Below are 17,405 nucleotides of genomic sequence, written 5' to 3'. Positions count from 1 at the left end.
GTCAGTCCTCAAATCGGCCCAGCTCTGTGCTGGCAAACGTCCATTCCGGCGTTTCAAACTCGGCTTGGGTCGGGCTGGGCACGGCAAACCAGGCGCCGAGCCTTGGCTGGGCTACGTTGCGCAGCAGGTGGATAGATTGAGCTGGCATATAGCTCTGGGCCAGTAGCAGATAGCGCCGGCCGGTTTGTGGGTTTTCGGCCACGTCGACTACCAGCACGGCGTGGCCGGGGCGGCCGCCGTGCACCAGCACATCGCCGGGCTGCACTTCGGCCAACGGCACGGACCGCACCTCCCGGCTCAGCGAGCGGGTGCCCGCGTAGCCGAACACCGGCAGCAGGTAGCGTTCCAGGGCCGCGTGCGTAATCGCCTCGGCCGGCTTGGTAGCTGCCTTTACCTCTTCGCCGTGTACCTGAAACGTGTGCCCGGCCAGGTAGTCCGAAAACCAGGTGTCGTAGCCGGTAGTCAGGTGAAAGTGAATCCGGTTTGGGTACTGGCTAAATAAATACTCGGCCCGCAGCCGGATAACGGCGTCGGCGCACTGCTGCAAGTCCCTGGTACCGGTGTCAATATCAACTACGGCCGCCACTACGGCCTGATTATCCTTTAAGCGCTCATCGTAAAGGCGGGCGGGCGTGCCCACGGGTCGAAGTGGTAGTCCGCGCAGCCACTCGCCCCACGAGCCAGGCCGTACCGCGAGGCGCTGGCAGCCCGCCGGAGCTACAAAGCGCAGCTGTAGGCACTCTGCCGGCTGCGGCTGCCTTGCCAGCCAGGGGTAAGTGGGCGTAGCCGGCGCAGGTAAAAGCGCCAGCAGGCTAAAGGCCGCAATTTCCGGATAAGTCATAGCCCATTAACGCTGACTCCCTGTAAAGCAGTATAGCCTGTAAATACCTTGCCGGTTAAGGCGAGGTATTTACAGGCTATAATATGTAGAAATATTTTGCTATTTCAATACTGTTTTCTTGGCGGCGGCTGCCTTCTTGGCCGCTGCGGGCTTTTTAGCGGGCGCTTTTTTCTTGGCAGCGGGGGCCTTGGCGGTCTTTTTGGCCGGGGCGTCAGCTTCTTTCTCGACTGACGGGGCAGCCGCTTTTTTGCCGAAGCGCCCACCTTTGGCGGGTTTGTCGGGGGTAGCGGCGGCCAGCTCCAGGCAGCGCTCCAGTGTAAGCTCGGTAGGCTCTTCGCCCTTCGGAATCTTTACGTTCTTCTTGCCGGCTACTATATAGGGCCCAAAACGACCATTAAGTACCTGAATATCGAGGTTTTCAGCAAATTCCTTAATTAGTCGCTCTGCGTCGGCCTTACGCTTGGCTTCGATGAGCGTTACGGCTTCTTCGCCCGTTATGGTATGCGGGTCCTGCTCTTTGGTAAGCGAATAAAACTTGCTGTCGTGGCGGATGTAAGGCCCAAAGCGGCCGAGTGCGGCCGTCATGGGCTTGTCCTCAAACTCACCCACCACACGCGGCAGCTTAAACAAATCCAGTGCCTCTTCGAGGGTAATAGTTTCAATGAACTGACCCTTGCGCAGGTTGGCGTAGGCGGGCTTGGTTTCGCCCTCGGTGTCGCCCAGCGCCACGTAGGGGCCGTATTTGCCCAGGCGGGCCGTTATCTTCTCGCCCGTTTCGGGGTGCAGGCCGATTTCGCGGGTGCTGCTCAGCGTGCTGCGCTCAATGTCCTGCCCCCGCTCCACGCTCTTGTGAAAAGGCTCGTAGAAACCGGCCAGCATGTGGCCCCATTCCTCCCGCCCGTTGGCAATCTGGTCAAACTCGTCCTCGACCTTGGCCGTGAACTGAAAGTCTACGATAGCGGGAAAATGCTCGACCAGAAAATCGTTGACTACCAGGGCCGTATCTGTCGGGAAAAGCTTGGCTTTGTCCGCGCCGTAGGTTTCGCTGCGCTGCTCGGTCTTCACCTCATTGCCCACCAGCGCCAGGGCGTAAATCTTGCGCTCCTTGCCCTCGCGCGAGTCTTTTTCGACGTAGCCGCGCTTTTGTACGATGCTGATGGTGGGGGCGTAGGTGCTGGGGCGGCCGATGCCCATTTCCTCCAGCTTTTTCACCAGCGAGGCCTCGGTGTAGCGGGCCGGCGGCGTGCTGAAGCGCTCGGTGGCCGTCAGGGTTTGCAGCGGCAGGTGCTGGCCTACGCTCAGCGGCGGCAGGCCGCGCGAGAAGCTGCTTTCGCCATCGGCGGGCTGCTCGTCATCGTCCTTGCTTTCGGCATAGGCTTTCAGGAAGCCCTCAAAGGTAATCACCTCGCCCGTTGCCGAAAACGTGGTGCCAGGCTGGGTGCTGATACCGATAGCGGCCGTAGTGCGCTCAATCTGCGCGTCGGCCATCTGCGAGCCCATTGCCCGCTTGCGGATGAGGTCGTAGAGGCGCTGCTCCGAGGCATCGGCCCCGGCTTTCACCTGCTTGAAGTCGGTAGGGCGAATAGCTTCGTGGGCCTCCTGGGCCGAAGCCGACTTGGTTTTGAACTGGCGCTCCAGGGCATACTCGGCCCCATAGGCAGCCTCAATGGCCTCGCGTGCCCCTTTGCGAGCCTCCTCGCTCAGGTTCACCGAATCGGTTCGCATGTAGCTGATGCGGCCAGCCTCGTATAGCTTCTGGGCCACCGTCATGGTCTGAGCCACTGAGAAACCCAGCTTGCGCGAGGCCTCCTGCTGCAAGGTGGAGGTGGTAAAGGGCGGCGCCGGGCTGCGCTTGCCGGGCTTTTTATCGAGGCTATTAATACTGTAGGTAGCCCCGATGCAGCGCGTCAGAAAGGCTTCGGCCTCTTCGCGGGTCTTGTAGCGGGTGGGCAGCTCGGCTTCCAGGGTGGTGCCCTGGCCCGCATCGAAGCGGGCCACCACGCGGTAGGCGCTGGCCGATTTGTGCTGGTTAATCTCCCGCTCGCGGTCTACTACCAGGCGCACGGCCACGCTCTGCACGCGGCCGGCCGAGAGGCCGGCTTTCACCTTGCGCCACAGCACCGGGCTCAGCTCAAAACCCACCAGGCGGTCGAGCACCCGGCGGGCCTGCTGGGCGTTGACCAGGTCGAGGTTTATCTCGCGCGGATTATCAATAGCCTTGAGGATAGCAGCCTTGGTAATCTCGCGAAACACAATGCGCTTCGTCTTGTCGGCCTTGAGGTTAAGCGTTTCAGATAAGTGCCAGGAAATAGCTTCGCCCTCCCGGTCATCGTCACTGGCCAGCCACACCATCTCGGCTTCCTTAGCCAGCTTTTTGAGCTGCGAAATAAGCTCACGTTTGTCGGCATCCACCACGTAAGTGGGCTTGAAGCCGTTGGCCACATCGACGGCGTTATTATCCTTGGGCAGGTCGCGGACGTGCCCGTAGCTGGAGCGCACCACGAAATCCGGGCCGAGGTAGCCTTCAATGGTTTTGGCCTTGGCGGGCGACTCGACGATAACTAGATTCTTGACCATGCAGGCGGTGGTAGGAGCGGGGTAAGGTTTTGCCGGGATGCTGAGAACGCGCACCCCGCCCGAAAAGTTGAAAACGGGCACAAAGATGCACGGTAGGCGCTGACTGCGGCCGGCAAGCTACCTTACTGCCGCGATAGTATTGTCGGATTGCTTCGCGGCCCTACTTTTGTTGAGTCTCCCCGCGAGCCACTGGTTCGCCCCACCCTCACTGCTTCCCTCCACATGGCTTCCGCCAAGAAAGCTCCCGCTTCCGAACCAGACTACGACCTCAACGACGAAAACCCGGATGACGGGCCCGTGATGCCGGTAGTGCGCACCGACCAGACCCGCAAGCGCGGGGCCGGCCGCAACTCCGAGCTCACCGATACTGACTACGTCAACGAGCAGCTCAACCGAGTGCTCTTTGCCCTCGACGCCTTTAAAAAAGGCGACGTGTCGGTGCGCCTGACCAAGCAGAACGACGATATCTTCTCCGAAATCGCCGAAGCCTACAACTCGATGGTGGAGATGATTGGTGGGGTAGGCGGGGAGGTGTCGCGCATTTCAAAGGTGGCCGGGGTAGAGGGTAACCTCAAAGCCCGTGCCTCGGCCGAGGGAGCCGCTGGCTTCTGGCGCGACATGATAAACAATATCAACGGCCTGGTCGACTCCATCGCCGTGCCGGTGTTGGAGGTAGGTAAGGTGCTGAAAAACATCAGCCGGGGCAATCTGGATGAGAGCTTCCAGATTCCGGTATCGGGCGACTTCAAGGTGATGGCCGAAACCATCAACCGCACCATCGACAACCTGAACGTATTTGCCGGCGAGGTAAGCCGCGTGGCGCAGGAAGTAGGTACGGAAGGCCGCCTCGGTGGCCAAGCGGTAGTACCGAACGTGGGTGGCGTGTGGAAGGAGCTGACGGATAACGTGAACACGATGGCTTCGAACCTGACGAGTCAGGTGCGCGACATTGCCAATGTGGCCACGGCCGTAGCCCGCGGCGACCTGAGCCAGAAAGTAACGGTTGAGCTGAAAGGCGAGCTGCTCCAGCTCAAGCAGAACCTAAACCAGATGGTGGACTCGCTCAACCTGTTTGCCGGCGAGGTAACGCGGGTGGCCCTCGACGTGGGTACCGAAGGGAAGCTGGGCGGCCAGGCCAGCGTGCCGGGCGTATCGGGCACCTGGAAAGACTTGACGGACAACGTGAACAACATGGCTGCTAACCTGACGAGTCAGGTGCGCGACATTGCCAACGTGGCCACGGCCGTAGCCCGCGGCGACCTGAGCCAGAAAATGACGGTAAACGTTAAAGGCGAAATATTAGAATTAAAGAATATTCTGAACCAGATGGTTGACTCGCTCAACATCTTTGGTGACGAGGTAACCAGGGTGGCCCGCGAGGTAGGCACCGAGGGCAAGCTGGGCGGCCAGGCCGTGGTGCCCCGCGTAGGTGGCACCTGGAAAGAGCTGACGGATAACGTAAATACGATGGCCGCCAACCTGACCAGCCAGGTGCGCGACATTGCCAACGTGGCCACGGCCGTAGCCCGCGGCGACCTGAGCCAGAAAATGACGGTGGATGTGCAGGGCGAGATTCTCGACCTGAAGAACATCCTGAACCAGATGGTGGACTCGCTCAACATCTTCGCTGGCGAAGTAACCCGCGTAGCGCGGGAAGTGGGTACCGAAGGCATTCTGGGCGGCCAGGCCAACGTGCCCCGCGTGTCGGGCACCTGGAAGGAGCTGACGGATAACGTAAATACGATGGCTTCGAACCTGACGAGTCAGGTGCGCGACATTGCCAACGTGGCCACGGCCGTAGCCCGCGGCGACCTAAGCCAGAAAATCACGGTAAACGTGCGCGGCGAGCTGCTTCAGCTTAAGGAAAACCTCAACCAGATGGTGGACTCGCTGAACGTATTCGGCGACGAGGTAACCAGGGTGGCCCGCGAAGTAGGCACCGACGGCAAGCTCGGCGGCCAGGCCGTGGTGCCCGGCGTAAAAGGCACCTGGAAAGACCTGACGGACAACGTAAATACGATGGCGGCCTCGCTCACCAGCCAGGTGCGCGACATTGCCAACGTAACGACGGCCGTAGCCCGCGGCGACTTGTCGCAGAAAGTATCGGTAGATGTGCGCGGCGAGCTGCTCGACCTCAAGGACAACATCAACCAGATGGTGGACTCGCTCAATATCTTCGCCGGTGAGGTAACCCGCGTGGCCGTGGAAGTGGGCACCGAAGGCCAGCTGGGCGGTCAGGCCAACGTGCCGAACGTAAGCGGCGTGTGGAAAGACCTGACGGACAACGTAAACACGATGGCTGCCAACCTCACCACGCAGGTACGCGGCATTGTAAAAATTGTAACGGCGGTTTCGCAGGGCGACCTGACCCAGAAGCTGATGCTGGAAGCGGCCGGCGAAGTAGCCGACCTGGCCCAGACTATCAACCGAATGGTGGATGACCTGAACCGTCTCGCCTCGGAAGTAAGCCGCGTGGCTCGCGTAGCCGGGGCCGAGGGTAAGCTCACCGAGCGCGCCACGGTGGGCGGCGTGTCGGGCTCGTGGAAAGAGCTGGTGGATACGCTGAACGCCCTGATTGAGAGCATCGCCCTGCCGGTACTCGAAGTAAGCCGCGTGGTACGGGCCATCTCAGAAGGCGACCTGACGCAGATGGTGGAGATTCAGCCTACAGGCGATATCGCGGCCATGTCGAACGCCCTGAACCTGGCCGTGGAAAACCTCAACGCCCTGCTCGGCGAAATCAACGATTCGGCGCAGGTAGTGGGTACCTCTTCAGAGGAAATGGTAGATAAGGGTCAGGAAATGAGCCGGGTAACTGTGGATGTGGCCCTGGCCATGCAGCAGATGGCCGAAGGCGCGCAGAACCAGGCCTTGAAAACCGACCAGGCCTTTAAGCTGATTGAGGAAATCATGACGGCCACCAAGGAAACGGCCAACAAGGCCGACGTGGTGAACAAGTCGGCTATCATGGGTGAGCAAACCTCGCAGCAGGGCCTGAAAACGGTAGCGGAAGTGGTAAAAAACATGGAAGAGATTTCCAGCGCCGCTACCCAGACCTCCCGCACCATCGAAGTTCTGTCGACCCGCTCGCAGGAAATCAGCAAGTCGCTGGGCGTAATTACTGACATCGCTTCGCAAACCAACCTGCTGGCCCTGAACGCCGCCATCGAAGCGGCCCGCGCCGGCGAGGCCGGCCGCGGCTTTGCCGTAGTAGCCGAGGAGATTCGCAAGCTGGCCGAAGGCTCGCGTAAGTCGGCCAACGAGATTGCTACGCTGGTAGAAGACGTGAAGAAGGATACGACCAGCGCCGCCAGCGCCATCAGCGCCATGGAAAGCCGGGTACTGAAGGGTAAGAATGCTACCTTCGAGGCCAGCGCGGCCTTTAAGAATATTGCCACCAGCAGCGGCGAAACGCTACGCACCTCCCGCGACATTCTCACTGCCACGGCCGTGCAGCAGACCTCAATTGGCGACGTGGTGAAGTACGTGGAGGAAGTAGTAGCCATTGCCGAGCAAACGGCCACCGGCACGCAGCAGGTAGCCGGCACGGCCCGCCAGCTGTCGTCGTCGATGCAGGAGCTGACCAGCTCGTCGCAGCGCCTCTCCGATATCGCGGATGACCTCCAGGATGGCCTCGAAACCTTCCAGCTCTTCGACTACCTGCCGGAGCCGGAGCCCGAGCCGGAGCCCCAGCGTCGTGTACTGCGCCGCACGGCACCCGTAAAGGCAGCAGCATTGGCCGCTACTTCGCCGGCAGTGCGCCGCGCCGCGCCGCGCCGTGCTGGCGAAGCTGCCCGCGCTACCGAAAGCCCGGCGGCTTCGTCAGCGCATACAGCCAACGGCAGCAACAATGGTAATACTACGGGCCGGACGCGCCGCGTAACCGCCATCGCCGAAGCACAGACTAATGGCGCCAGCAAAAATGCGTCGCGGCGGCCTAAACCCATCCCCAAGCCTGAGGCCACTGCTAAGCCGGAAGCCAAGCCGGAAGCCTCCGCAGCTGAACGGCCCCGTAATCGACCCAAATCCAAGTAGCATCCCGCCCCTGGCCAGCGCCTCCTCCCTAGGGGGCTCAGCTTTTAATTTCTCTCTGCTTTAATTTTTTGTGCATGGCTGATTCTGCTGCTGCCCGCCCGGCAACTACGTCGGGCCGGGCCGCTCCGGCTGCTCCCGAGGCCGTTGTCCAGCTTATCGTTTTTCGCCTCGGTGATGAGGATTATGGCATCCGCATCGAGCAGGTGAAGGAAGTAACCATTACCCCGGATGTAGTGCGGATGCCCAAAACTCCACCTTTCATAAAGGGTATTGCCAACTTACGGGGCGACATTATTGCCATTGTAGACCTGGAAGAGCGGTTTCAGCTCCGCCCCGCTGGCCGGCCGGTGCCCGAGTTTTCCTATACACTGGCTGTCGAAGCGCCCGATTATACCCTGGGCCTGATGGTGCGGGAAGTGCCGCGCCCGGTAACGGTGCCGGTGAGCCTGATTGAGCCTGCCCCGGAGTTTGTGCAGGATACTGCCCAGCGGGAAAAATACCTGGAGGGCATTGCAAAGCTTCCCGACGGTAATGGCGTCATTATTGTCCTTGATATGCCTAAGCTATTATCACCCAGCGAGATAATGCGCTTGCCCGGCCGGCCGGGCGAAACGACTACTCGGCCAGCCAAAGCCAGTCGTGCGACGCACGATGCACCCTCTAAGCCCCAACAGACGTAGAGGAGCCAGCCGGAACCCTGTCCGTTTCGGCTTTCCTTCTATTCTCCTCTTCACTCTCTAGATTTTCAGGTATACATGAATAAGCGGATTCTCATCGTCGATGACTCGTTCTACATGCGGACGATGCTCAAGAATATGCTCACCGATGCCGGCTACGACGTAGTGGGTGAAGCAGCCAACGGCCAGCAGGCCCTGGAAATGGCAGTGGCTACTACCCCCGACCTGATTACCCTTGATGTTATTCTGCCCGATAATACCGGCCTCGACGTGCTCAAGGGTATTCGCCAGCAGCAGCCCGATGCCAAAGTGGTGATGTGCTCGGCCGTAGGCCAGGAAACTATTGTGAACGAAGCCATTGAAAATGGCGCACTGGCCTATATCGTCAAGCCATTCTCCGAAGAGCGCGTGCTTGAGATAGTAGGCTCCGCCTTACAGGGCGACAGCTCGCTGGCATAGGTTATTCGTTGGTTTTATCTAACGCTTGTTCGTTTTACAGCTCTTGCTTTCTCTCACTTTTTTTGCGCATAGTACCGGCCTGCGGATGCCGGTTGGCTTCGGCACTCCGAAGGCAGCTGCCTGTGGGTGGCTCTTGCGCGAGCGGGCAGGCCATAGCTATTTGTTGGGGAGTCGGTTATGAAATCACGAGAACAAGAGTACCGTGAGCTGTTCATGGCCGAGGCGTTGGAGTATTACGACGCCATGTCGCGCCATTTGAGTGAGCTGGAGCGCAACCCGCAGGATATAGCTGCCCTCAACGAGCTCTTTCGGCTCATGCATAACCTCAAGGCAAATGCCCGGGCTATGGGTTTTGTCGATATGGGCGAGGTTGCCCATAAGATGGAAACCCTCTTTGGCCAGATTCGAAGCCAGGAGCGGGCCTTTACCGGGGCTTTGGTAACGCTGACCTTCCGGGCCGTAGATGTGCTCGGTACTATGATTCGGGCGGTAGGCTCGGGCCAGGATTCGGGCGAGGCGAAAGGCCTGCTCGACAACCTCGACCTGCTTATAAAGGGCGAAGAGCCGGTCGAAACCCAGGCGGCGCCTACCGAGGAAGAAGTAGATTCGGACGCGGCCCGTAAGCTGGAACTATCGGACTTAGTCTATATTCCGGTTAAGAAGCTTGACAACCTCCTGAACCTGGTAGGAGAGCTGGTAATTGACCGCGACCGCATCCTGACGCTGGCCGAGGAGTTGGGCCACTCGGCGCTGCAAGCCACCGCCCGGCACCTGTTTCGTATCTCCGACGACTTGCAGTACTCTGTGATGGATGTGCGGCTGGTAGGCGCGGGGGTGCTGCTCAACAAGTTTCCGCGGGTAGTGCGCGACGTGGCCGCTACCGAAAACAAGCAGGTAGAATTGACGCTGGCCGGCCAGGACGTGCAGATTGACCGCAACGTGTTGCAGCTCATCACCGATGCGCTGCTGCATATTGTGCGCAATGCCGTAAGCCACGGCCTGGAGGAGCCGGCCGCGCGGCAGGCCGCTGGCAAGCCAGCGGCTGGTCAGTTGAGTATCTCGGCCCTGACCGAGCGCGACGACGTGCTGCTGCAGGTGCAGGACGATGGCCGGGGCATCGATACCGAAGCCGTGCGCCGCAAAGCAGTGCGCAAAGGCCTGCTGTCGGCTGAGGCGGCGGCGCAGCTCGATGAGCAGGGGGTCTGGGCGCTGCTCTTTGAGCCCGGCTTTTCGATGGCCGAGCAGATAACGGATATTTCGGGTCGGGGCGTAGGCCTCGATGTGGTTAAGCTGGCCATCGACTCGCTGGGTGGGCAACTGCGGGTAAATTCTGAATTAGGCAGGGGCACCACGTTTACGCTGGTGCTGCCAACCTCTATTGCGGTTAAAGGCGCGCTGCTGATAGAGCTGGAAGAGCGGGCCTATGCCGTGCCGCTCCTGCATACCGATACGGTACTGGCCCTGGCTAATGACCAGATTTTTGCCGTCGGCGGGTTGCTGATGACCCGCGTGCAGGACGAAAATGTGCCCATCGTGCCTCTACGGCAGCTCTTGTATGCCGAAGGTGATGAGCAGCTGCCCCGCGCTACGCGCGCCGACCTGCCAACAGACGGCGGCTTGCACCAGGTGCTGATAGTCAGCTACAACAACCGTCGGCTGGGACTGCTTATCGACCGCTTTCTGCGTCAGCAGAATATTGTGGTGAAGTCGTTGAGCAAGCCACTCGATACCATTGACCTCTTCGGGGCGTTACGTTACTGGGCAACGGGCAGCTGTGCCTGGTGCTGGACGTGCCGGCCCTTACTCGTCTGTTCCTGGCCAAACGTCCTTGATATTGGCTACTTTCTGCCGTTTTTCGTATTACCCTGCTGACTCCCGCTGCTGTCGCCACGCACTTAGCTGTTATGAATTTATCAATGAATGAGTTAGAGAGCGATATTATCCGCGAAATCCTCAACATCGGTCTGGCCCGGGCGGCCGACAGCTTTGCCGTGATTGCACAGGAGCGCGTGATGCTGGAGGTTCCGAACCTGGACTTGCTGCCCAGCAGCGAGATTATTGACCGGGTGCGCGATTACCAGGCCCGCTACGTAGCCATTCAGAGCGACATCCGGGGCGATTTTAACGGCTCGACGTTTATGTTCTTTTCCGGGCAGCACGTGCAGCGCCTTTCGCGGGTGTGCCTCCGCATGCAGATGTCCGACTCGCTGCAGCTCAACGAGCTGCAGGAGTCGCTGCTGCTCGAGATAAGCAATATTATCACCGGCGCCCTGGTAACTCAGCTGGCGAACATTCTAAAAGCCAATATTTACGGCGCGCCACCGATGGCGCCCACCGGTGACCTGGCCGAAGCGCTCCAAAACCTGCTGCCCGACCCGTCGGCCCTGCAGCCGCTTATCTTCTCCGTAATCACGCAGTTTTCCGATAAGGAAAATTCGGTTGAGCTGCCGCTGATGCTGTTTTTTGACCGGGCTACGTTTGAGAAAATCCTCGAAATTATCCGGACGTACGATTTTTTGGGAAAAGCACAGTCGGCAACGTAACAATATATTAAATAGCATTTATTGGTCCAATAGCCATTTCATTGCTTGCTTTGGCTGTAACGTCATATTTCTTAACCCCACCAAGCGCCAGTCGCTTGGTGTTCTTTTTTAGCTGTGTCCCAAATTTCGCTCGCGCAAAAGATTGCCAATTTTGACCCAAATGCCCTCGGCGATGCCGCTGGTGGTTTATTTGGCCTTCCTTTCACCCCCGAAGAAGCCCAGGTTGTTGTAGTGCCCGTGCCCTGGGAAGTAACGGTGAGCTACCGTGCCGGCACGGCGCAAGGCCCGGCGGCCATTCGCGAAGCCTCATTACAAGTTGACCTCTACGACCCCGAATTGCCGGAAGCCTGGAAGCTTGGGCTGGCGATGGAGGAGGAAGACGAAGCTATTGCCCAAGCCAGCCGGGAGCTGCGCCCCGTGGCCGCCGATTACATTGGCTGGCTTGAAGCCGGCCAGCCGGCCCGTGGGGCCGCGAAGCATGGCCAGGTGCCTGCCCAGATTACCGCCGAAGGCCAGAAGCTACTTCAGTGGCTGAAGGCTAAGACCGGTGCCCTGCTGGATGCCGGCAAGGCGGTAGCCGTGCTCGGCGGCGACCACAGCACGCCGCTGGGTTACCTGCACGCGCTGGCCGAGCGCCACAGTGAGTTTGGTATCTTACAGATAGACGCGCACTGCGACCTGCGCCCCGCCTACGAGGGCTTTCAGTATTCGCACGCCAGCATTATGTACAATGCCCTGGAGCTGCCGCAGGTGAAGAAGCTGGTGCAGGTGGGCATCCGCGACATGTGCCAGCAGGAGGCCGACCTGATTGAGCATTCGGTGGGCCGCGTGGCACTGTTTGGGCAGCGGTTTATGAGCGAAGAGAAATTCGCTAAGAAGTCCTGGAAGAAGGTGTGCGGTAAGATTATCGCGCAGCTGCCGCAGAAGGTATATATCAGTTTTGATATAGATGGCCTCGACCCCAAGCTGTGCCCGGGCACCGGCACGCCGGTGCCCGGCGGGCTGGAGTACGAGGAGGCCACATACCTGCTACGCCAGATAGTGCGCTCAGGCCGCACTATTATTGGCCTCGACCTCAATGAGGTAGCTCCCGGCGATACCGAGTGGAATGGCATCGTGGGTGCCCGCCTGCTGTATCAGCTCTGCAACTGGATGGCCGTATCGCAGGGCCGCCTGGCAGCGAAGGGCGTGGAGTCGTCGGCCGACTAGCTTTTTCTTCATTTCCCACTCTTTTGCACTGCTTTGCGCTATGGGCAAGCTTCTTATCAAGTTTATGCTTTCGGCCCTGCTTACGTATGGCCTGGCCAAGGTATTGCCAAACGTGCGGCTCGACGGCGTAAGCAGCGCCGCGCTGCTGGTTATCGTCATGGGGCTGCTCAACGCCACCGTGAAGCCGGTGCTCAAGATTATCGGCTTTCCTATTACGGTCCTGACTTTAGGGCTGTTCCTGCTGATAATCAACGTGCTAATAGTTAAGTTGGCGGACTTTCTAATGACCAGCTTTGCCGTAACCGGCTTCGTGAGCACTTTGATTTTTAGTCTGGCGCTGTCGCTGGTCACAACCGTGGTAGACATGGTGGTGGACTAAGCTACAGCCGCTTGCCGGCCGCTGCGCGCGGGAGGAACCCCTGGGGCAGACCAGTAGCCCGCGCAATAAGGGGTTCACCAAAAAGCCCGGTCACTTCGAGAAGCGACCGGGCTTTTTGGCATTGGGCTGGTTTGCTATACCCGCCGGATATCGGCGCCCAGCGCGTTCAGGCGCTCGTCAATGTTCTGGTAGCCTCGGTCAATCTGCTCCACGTTGAGAATTTTACTGGTGCCTTCGGCACTCAGCGCGGCAATGAGCAGGGCCACACCGGCCCGAATGTCGGGCGAGGTCATGGTAATGCCATTCAGCATCTTATGACGGTCGAGGCCGATGACGGTGGCACGGTGCGGGTCGCAAAGGATAATCTGGGCGCCCATATCAATGAGCTTATCCACAAAAAACAACCGCGACTCGAACATTTTCTGATGAATGAGGACCGTGCCCCGCGCCTGGGTGGCCACAACCAGAATAATACTCAGCAAATCGGGGGTAAAGCCCGGCCAGGTATGGTCCGAAACGGTCAGGATGGAGCCGTCGAGGTAGGTGCCAATCTGATAATGCTCCTGGGCCGGAATGTAGATATCGTCGCCGCGAAACTCCAGCTCAATACCCAGCTTGCGGAAGGTGTCGGGGATGATACCCAGCTCCGGAATCTGGCAGTCCTTAATCGTGATTTCGGAGCCCGTCATGGCCGCCAGGCCGATAAACGAGCCAATCTCAATCATGTCGGGCAGCATCCGGTGGTCGGTACCACCGAGGCTTTCTACCCCTTCAATGGTAAGCAGATTGGAGCCAATTCCCTGAATCTTAGCGCCCATGCGCACCAGCATGCGGCAGAGCTGCTGCAAATACGGCTCGCAGGCCGCGTTGTAGATGGAGGTGGTGCCCTCGGCCAGTACGGCCGCCATCAGGATGTTGGCGGTGCCGGTTACGCTGGCTTCGTCGAGCAGCATCGAGGCGCCTTGCAGCTTGCCCTTGGGCACATGCAGGCGATAGAAGTCGGTGCCTTCGAGGGTAAGCTGAGCTCCAAGCTTCTCAAGGCCGATAAAGTGCGTATCGAGCGGGCGGCGGCCAATCTTGTCGCCGCCCGGCTTAGGCAGCTGGGCGCGGCCATAGCGGGCCAGCAGCGGGCCAAGTATCATCACCGAGCCGCGCAGCTCGCGGGCTTGGGCCACAAACTCAGGCGTATCGAGGTAGTCGAGGCGCACATCCTCAGCCTGAAATATGTACGTGTCCGGCGTCAGCTGGCCTACTTTCACACCCAGGTCGCGCAGCAGCTCTATGAGCTTATTCACGTCCCGAATATTGGGCACGTTGCTGATGGTGATAGGCTCTGAGCTGAGCAGCACCGCGCACAGAATCTGGAGCGCCTCATTCTTAGCCCCTTGGGGTATAATTTCCCCGTGCAGCTTCCGTCCGCCGCGTACTTCAAAAGCAGCCATTCTCTTTTAATTAACAGTTAACAATGAGCAGTGAGAAATTGGCCTGGCACCTGAGCGGCCCCGGCCAATGAAGCTGCAAAGCTACTGCGGCGGCTGTTGGGGTTCGGAGCGAAATTTCTTGCCCCGCTTTTTATCGCGCTTCTTGCCATTGCCGAAGCCATTGCTGCCTTCGGGCCGGTCGGGACGGCGCTCGCGGTTATCGCGGTCGCGGCTGCCTTCAAAGCGCGGCTGGCCATTGGTACGGGCCGGTGCGCTGGGCGTTGCAGCAGCCGGCAGGGCCGCCAGCTCAAACAGGCCCTGGTCGGCTACTACCTGGGCATCGAGCTTCAGCTCGCCGCCCGATAGCTCGCTCAGGTGCCGGATAATGGTCACGTCCTTGGCGTTTTCCTTGTTGTGCTGGCGGTACAGAAACTTCATGGTGCGCCCAATCTGAGCGGCGGCCAGCTCGCGCTCGGCGGCATCGGGCAGCGTCAGGGCCTTGGCAATCAGCGCTTCCACGCCGCGGCCGTAGGCCTTGAGCTTCGGGGCCTGGCGTGGGTACTCCACGCGCCGGGGCTTTTCGGTGTGCAGCTTGGGCGGGGTCAGCGGCACGGGCGCATCGAGGGCCACGTCGGTGCCGGCCAGCGCGTGCAGGTGGTTCCAGAGGCGGTTTTGAATGTCGGGCTGGTCGCGCAGGCTGGGCCGCAGGCGGAGCATCAGCTGCACAATGCCGGCGGCACGGCGCGTGCGCTCCGCTACGTCTTCAATCTGGGCCAGACCCTGAATGAGCTGGTAGGTACTTTGCCCGTATTCGCGCACCAGCAGTTGCAGGTGGAAGGGCAGGGTAGTGGGAATTTCTTGCATTGATTTATACTAATTAAGCGCGGAGTTTCGCAGAGTTGGCAGAGTTTCACAAAGTTTTAACGGCAGACTTTGCGAAACTCCGCGCTACAGCACCCGCAGCTTGGCAAAGCTCAGCAACAGGGTTTTTTCGCCTACTTCTTCAAACAGAATAATCGCCTTCACGGTGCCGTTCTGCTTTTCGAGCGTGGCTACCTTGCCGAAGCCAAATTTAGCGTGCTCCACGCGCTGCCCGGCCTGCAAGTTACTCGTATCGGAGGGTTGAAAGTCGGCCGGCGCTACGTACTTGGTGGGCACCGTCTTGCGCACCGGGGCGGCTACCAGGTTCGAGCGGCGCTCAAATACGTGCTGAAACGGCGACTCACCTACGGCTGGCGCGGCGGCAAATTTTACATTAAGGTATTGTGGGTCAATCTCATCCAGGAAGCGCGACTTCTCGCACGAGCGCAGGTTACCCCACTGGTAGCGCGAGGTGGCATAGCTGAGCGTCAGCTTCTTTTCGGCCCGCGTGATGGCGACGTAAAATAGCCGGCGCTCTTCCTCCAGGTCGGCCCGCGAGGTAATCATCATCTGGCTCGGAAAAAGATTTTCCTCCATGCCCACGATGTATACGTTGCGAAACTCCAGACCCTTAGCCGAGTGAATGGTCATCATCGTCACGGCCTCGCCTTCCTGGGCGGCATCCTTCAGGTCGGAGTCGGTGACGAGGGCAATGTCCTGCAAAAAGGCGCCCAGCGACTTATCCTCGCGCTCGTGGTCGTCGACGTATTCCTTGATGCCGTTGAGTAGCTCCTGAATGTTCTCGTAGCGCGACAAGCCCTCGATGCTCTTGTCGGCGTACAATTCTTCAATCATGCCCGAGTTTTTGGCAATGAATTTGGCTGCCTCAAAGGCATCTTCCTTGGCCGCTACGGTGGTGTAGCTCTTGATTTTTTCGGCGAAGCCTACCACCGGGTTCGATACCCGCGCCGGCAAAAACTGGTCGGCATTGCTCACCACTTCCCAAATGGTATGGTTGGCTTCTTCGGCCGCGTTAATTAATTTACTGATGGTGGTGTCGCCGATGCCGCGCTTGGGATAATTAATGACCCGGCGCAGCGCCTGCTCGTCGTTGGGGTTAACCGTAAGCCGTAAATAAGCTACTAAGTCCTTGATTTCCTTACGCTGGTAAAAGCTCAGGCCGCCCACAATTTTGTAGCGAATATTCAGCTTTCGCAATGCTTCCTCCATTGCCCGGCTTTGGGCGTTGGTACGGTAGAGGATGGCAAAATTATCGTAGGATAGATGCTGATTCATCTTGTCCTCGTAAATCGACTGGGCAATTAATTTGCCTTCCTCGTTGTCGGAAGCGGCTTTAATTACCTCAATTAAATTACCGTCCTCATTGTCCGAAAAAACGTCTTTGCGCAGCTGCGCCTGGTTGTTTTTAATAACCGAATTAGCGGCCCAGACAATATTTTTCGTGGAGCGATAATTCTGCTCCAGCTTAAATACGTTCAGCTCGGGATAATCTTTTTCGAAGTTGAGAATATTGGTAATATCCGCACCGCGAAACGCGTAGATACTCTGGGCATCGTCGCCTACCACGCAGATATTACGCTCTTTAGCCGCCAGCTTGCGGGTAATTAAATACTGCGAGTAGTTCGTATCCTGGTACTCGTCTACCATCACAAACCGGAATTTATTCTGGTATTTATTCAGAATATCGGCGTGGTCGCGGAAGAGCACGTTGGTCTGGAACAGCAGGTCGTCGAAATCCATCGCGCCGGCCTTGAAGCAGCGCTGCTGGTACTGCTGGTAGAGCACCCCGATTTTGGGCCGCAGCGCCGCCTCATCGTCCTGTTTGATAACCGGGTCGTTGAGATACTGCTGCACCGACACGAGCTTGTTTTTGGCGGCCGAGATGCGGCCCAGCACGGTGCTGGCTTTATAGAGCTTATCGTCGAGCTCCAACTCCTTCACAATCTGCCCGATGAGCGTCTTGCTGTCTTGGGTGTCGTAGATGGTAAACGAGCGCGGGTAGCCGATACGGTCGGCCTCGGAGCGCAGAATCTTGGCAAAAACCGAGTGGAAAGTGCCCATCCAGAGGTTGCGCGCGTTGGGGCCCACTACCTTCTCAATGCGAGCACGCATCTCCTTGGCGGCCTTGTTGGTAAAGGTGAGGGCCAGGATGTTGAACGGGTCAACGCCCTGCTCCAGCAAGTGGGCGATGCGGTAGGTAAGCACCCGCGTTTTGCCCGAGCCGGCACCGGCGATAATCATGCAGGGGCCTTCCGTCTGAAGCACGGCGGCCGCCTGCGAGGGATTCAAAAGAGCGTGATAATCTAAAGCCATACGAAAAGTCCGCCGGAGAGCGGCTAGCTGACAAAGATAAGTTGGCAGGGTGGGAGGGCGGTATCTTTG

The 17,405-nt window shown here is 59.0% G+C and carries 12 protein-coding genes; 7 read left to right on the top strand and 5 right to left on the bottom strand.

All coding sequences use genetic code 11. The features are described from left to right. Window position 1: 1 nt before the first annotated feature. Together GKZ67_RS08535 and topA are read right to left on the bottom strand one after the other, a co-directional pair. Window positions 2–841 carry a DUF4846 domain-containing protein gene (locus GKZ67_RS08535; protein WP_173241928.1) on the bottom strand — a complete coding sequence of 280 codons (840 nt, stop codon included), beginning with the start codon at window positions 839–841 and terminating at the stop codon, window positions 2–4. Between the two features lie 99 nt (window positions 842–940). Then, window positions 941–3,418: a type I DNA topoisomerase gene (gene topA / locus GKZ67_RS08530; protein WP_173246605.1), complete on the bottom strand. Its 2,478-nt coding sequence runs from the start codon at window positions 3,416–3,418 to the stop codon at window positions 941–943. Window positions 3,419–3,640: 222 nt separating this feature from the next. Between topA and GKZ67_RS08525 the strand changes: the two genes are divergently transcribed. From GKZ67_RS08525 to GKZ67_RS08495, 7 genes are all read left to right on the top strand, one after another. Beyond that, a complete protein-coding gene (locus GKZ67_RS08525; RefSeq protein ID WP_254245160.1) occupies window positions 3,641–7,453 on the top strand; it encodes a HAMP domain-containing protein in 3,813 nt (1,270 codons plus the stop codon). 74 nt (window positions 7,454–7,527) lie between these two features. After that, the gene (locus GKZ67_RS08520; protein ID WP_173241927.1) at window positions 7,528–8,133 is read left to right on the top strand and encodes a chemotaxis protein CheW; all 606 of its coding nucleotides are present in this window, start codon (window positions 7,528–7,530) and stop codon (window positions 8,131–8,133) included. Between the two features lie 75 nt (window positions 8,134–8,208). Continuing rightward, window positions 8,209–8,589: a response regulator gene (locus GKZ67_RS08515; protein WP_151088694.1), complete on the top strand. Its 381-nt coding sequence runs from the start codon at window positions 8,209–8,211 to the stop codon at window positions 8,587–8,589. A 177-nt stretch (window positions 8,590–8,766) separates the two neighbouring features. Next, a complete protein-coding gene (locus GKZ67_RS08510) occupies window positions 8,767–10,461 on the top strand; it encodes a chemotaxis protein CheA (RefSeq protein WP_254245159.1) in 1,695 nt (564 codons plus the stop codon). A 44-nt stretch (window positions 10,462–10,505) separates the two neighbouring features. Continuing rightward, on the top strand, window positions 10,506–11,132 hold the full coding sequence (locus GKZ67_RS08505) for a chemotaxis protein CheC (protein WP_173241926.1): 627 nt from the start codon (window positions 10,506–10,508) through the stop codon (window positions 11,130–11,132). A 114-nt stretch (window positions 11,133–11,246) separates the two neighbouring features. Then, window positions 11,247–12,341: an agmatinase family protein gene (locus tag GKZ67_RS08500; RefSeq protein WP_254245158.1), complete on the top strand. Its 1,095-nt coding sequence runs from the start codon at window positions 11,247–11,249 to the stop codon at window positions 12,339–12,341. Between the two features lie 40 nt (window positions 12,342–12,381). Continuing rightward, a complete protein-coding gene (locus GKZ67_RS08495; protein WP_173241925.1) occupies window positions 12,382–12,720 on the top strand; it encodes a phage holin family protein in 339 nt (112 codons plus the stop codon). A gap of 134 nt (window positions 12,721–12,854) precedes the next feature. Here the strand turns inward: GKZ67_RS08495 and murA are convergent, their stop codons facing one another. The 3 genes from murA to GKZ67_RS08480 all read right to left on the bottom strand — a co-directional run bounded on the left by murA (window position 12,855) and on the right by GKZ67_RS08480 (window position 17,336). Then, complete coding sequence (gene murA, locus GKZ67_RS08490; protein ID WP_173241924.1) at window positions 12,855–14,162, bottom strand: UDP-N-acetylglucosamine 1-carboxyvinyltransferase; 1,308 nt, start codon at window positions 14,160–14,162, stop codon at window positions 12,855–12,857. A gap of 81 nt (window positions 14,163–14,243) precedes the next feature. Further along, on the bottom strand, window positions 14,244–15,005 hold the full coding sequence (locus GKZ67_RS08485) for a DUF4290 domain-containing protein (protein WP_173241923.1): 762 nt from the start codon (window positions 15,003–15,005) through the stop codon (window positions 14,244–14,246). A gap of 84 nt (window positions 15,006–15,089) precedes the next feature. After that, complete coding sequence (locus tag GKZ67_RS08480) at window positions 15,090–17,336, bottom strand: ATP-dependent helicase (protein WP_173241922.1); 2,247 nt, start codon at window positions 17,334–17,336, stop codon at window positions 15,090–15,092. Window positions 17,337–17,405 lie beyond the last annotated feature (69 nt).

It is taken from the genome of Hymenobacter sp. BRD67, assembly GCF_013256425.1.
In the GTDB taxonomy this organism is placed as follows: domain Bacteria; phylum Bacteroidota; class Bacteroidia; order Cytophagales; family Hymenobacteraceae; genus Hymenobacter.
The sequence above is the reverse complement of the archived record's forward strand: the minus strand, read 5'-3'. Positions and strand labels throughout refer to the sequence as shown.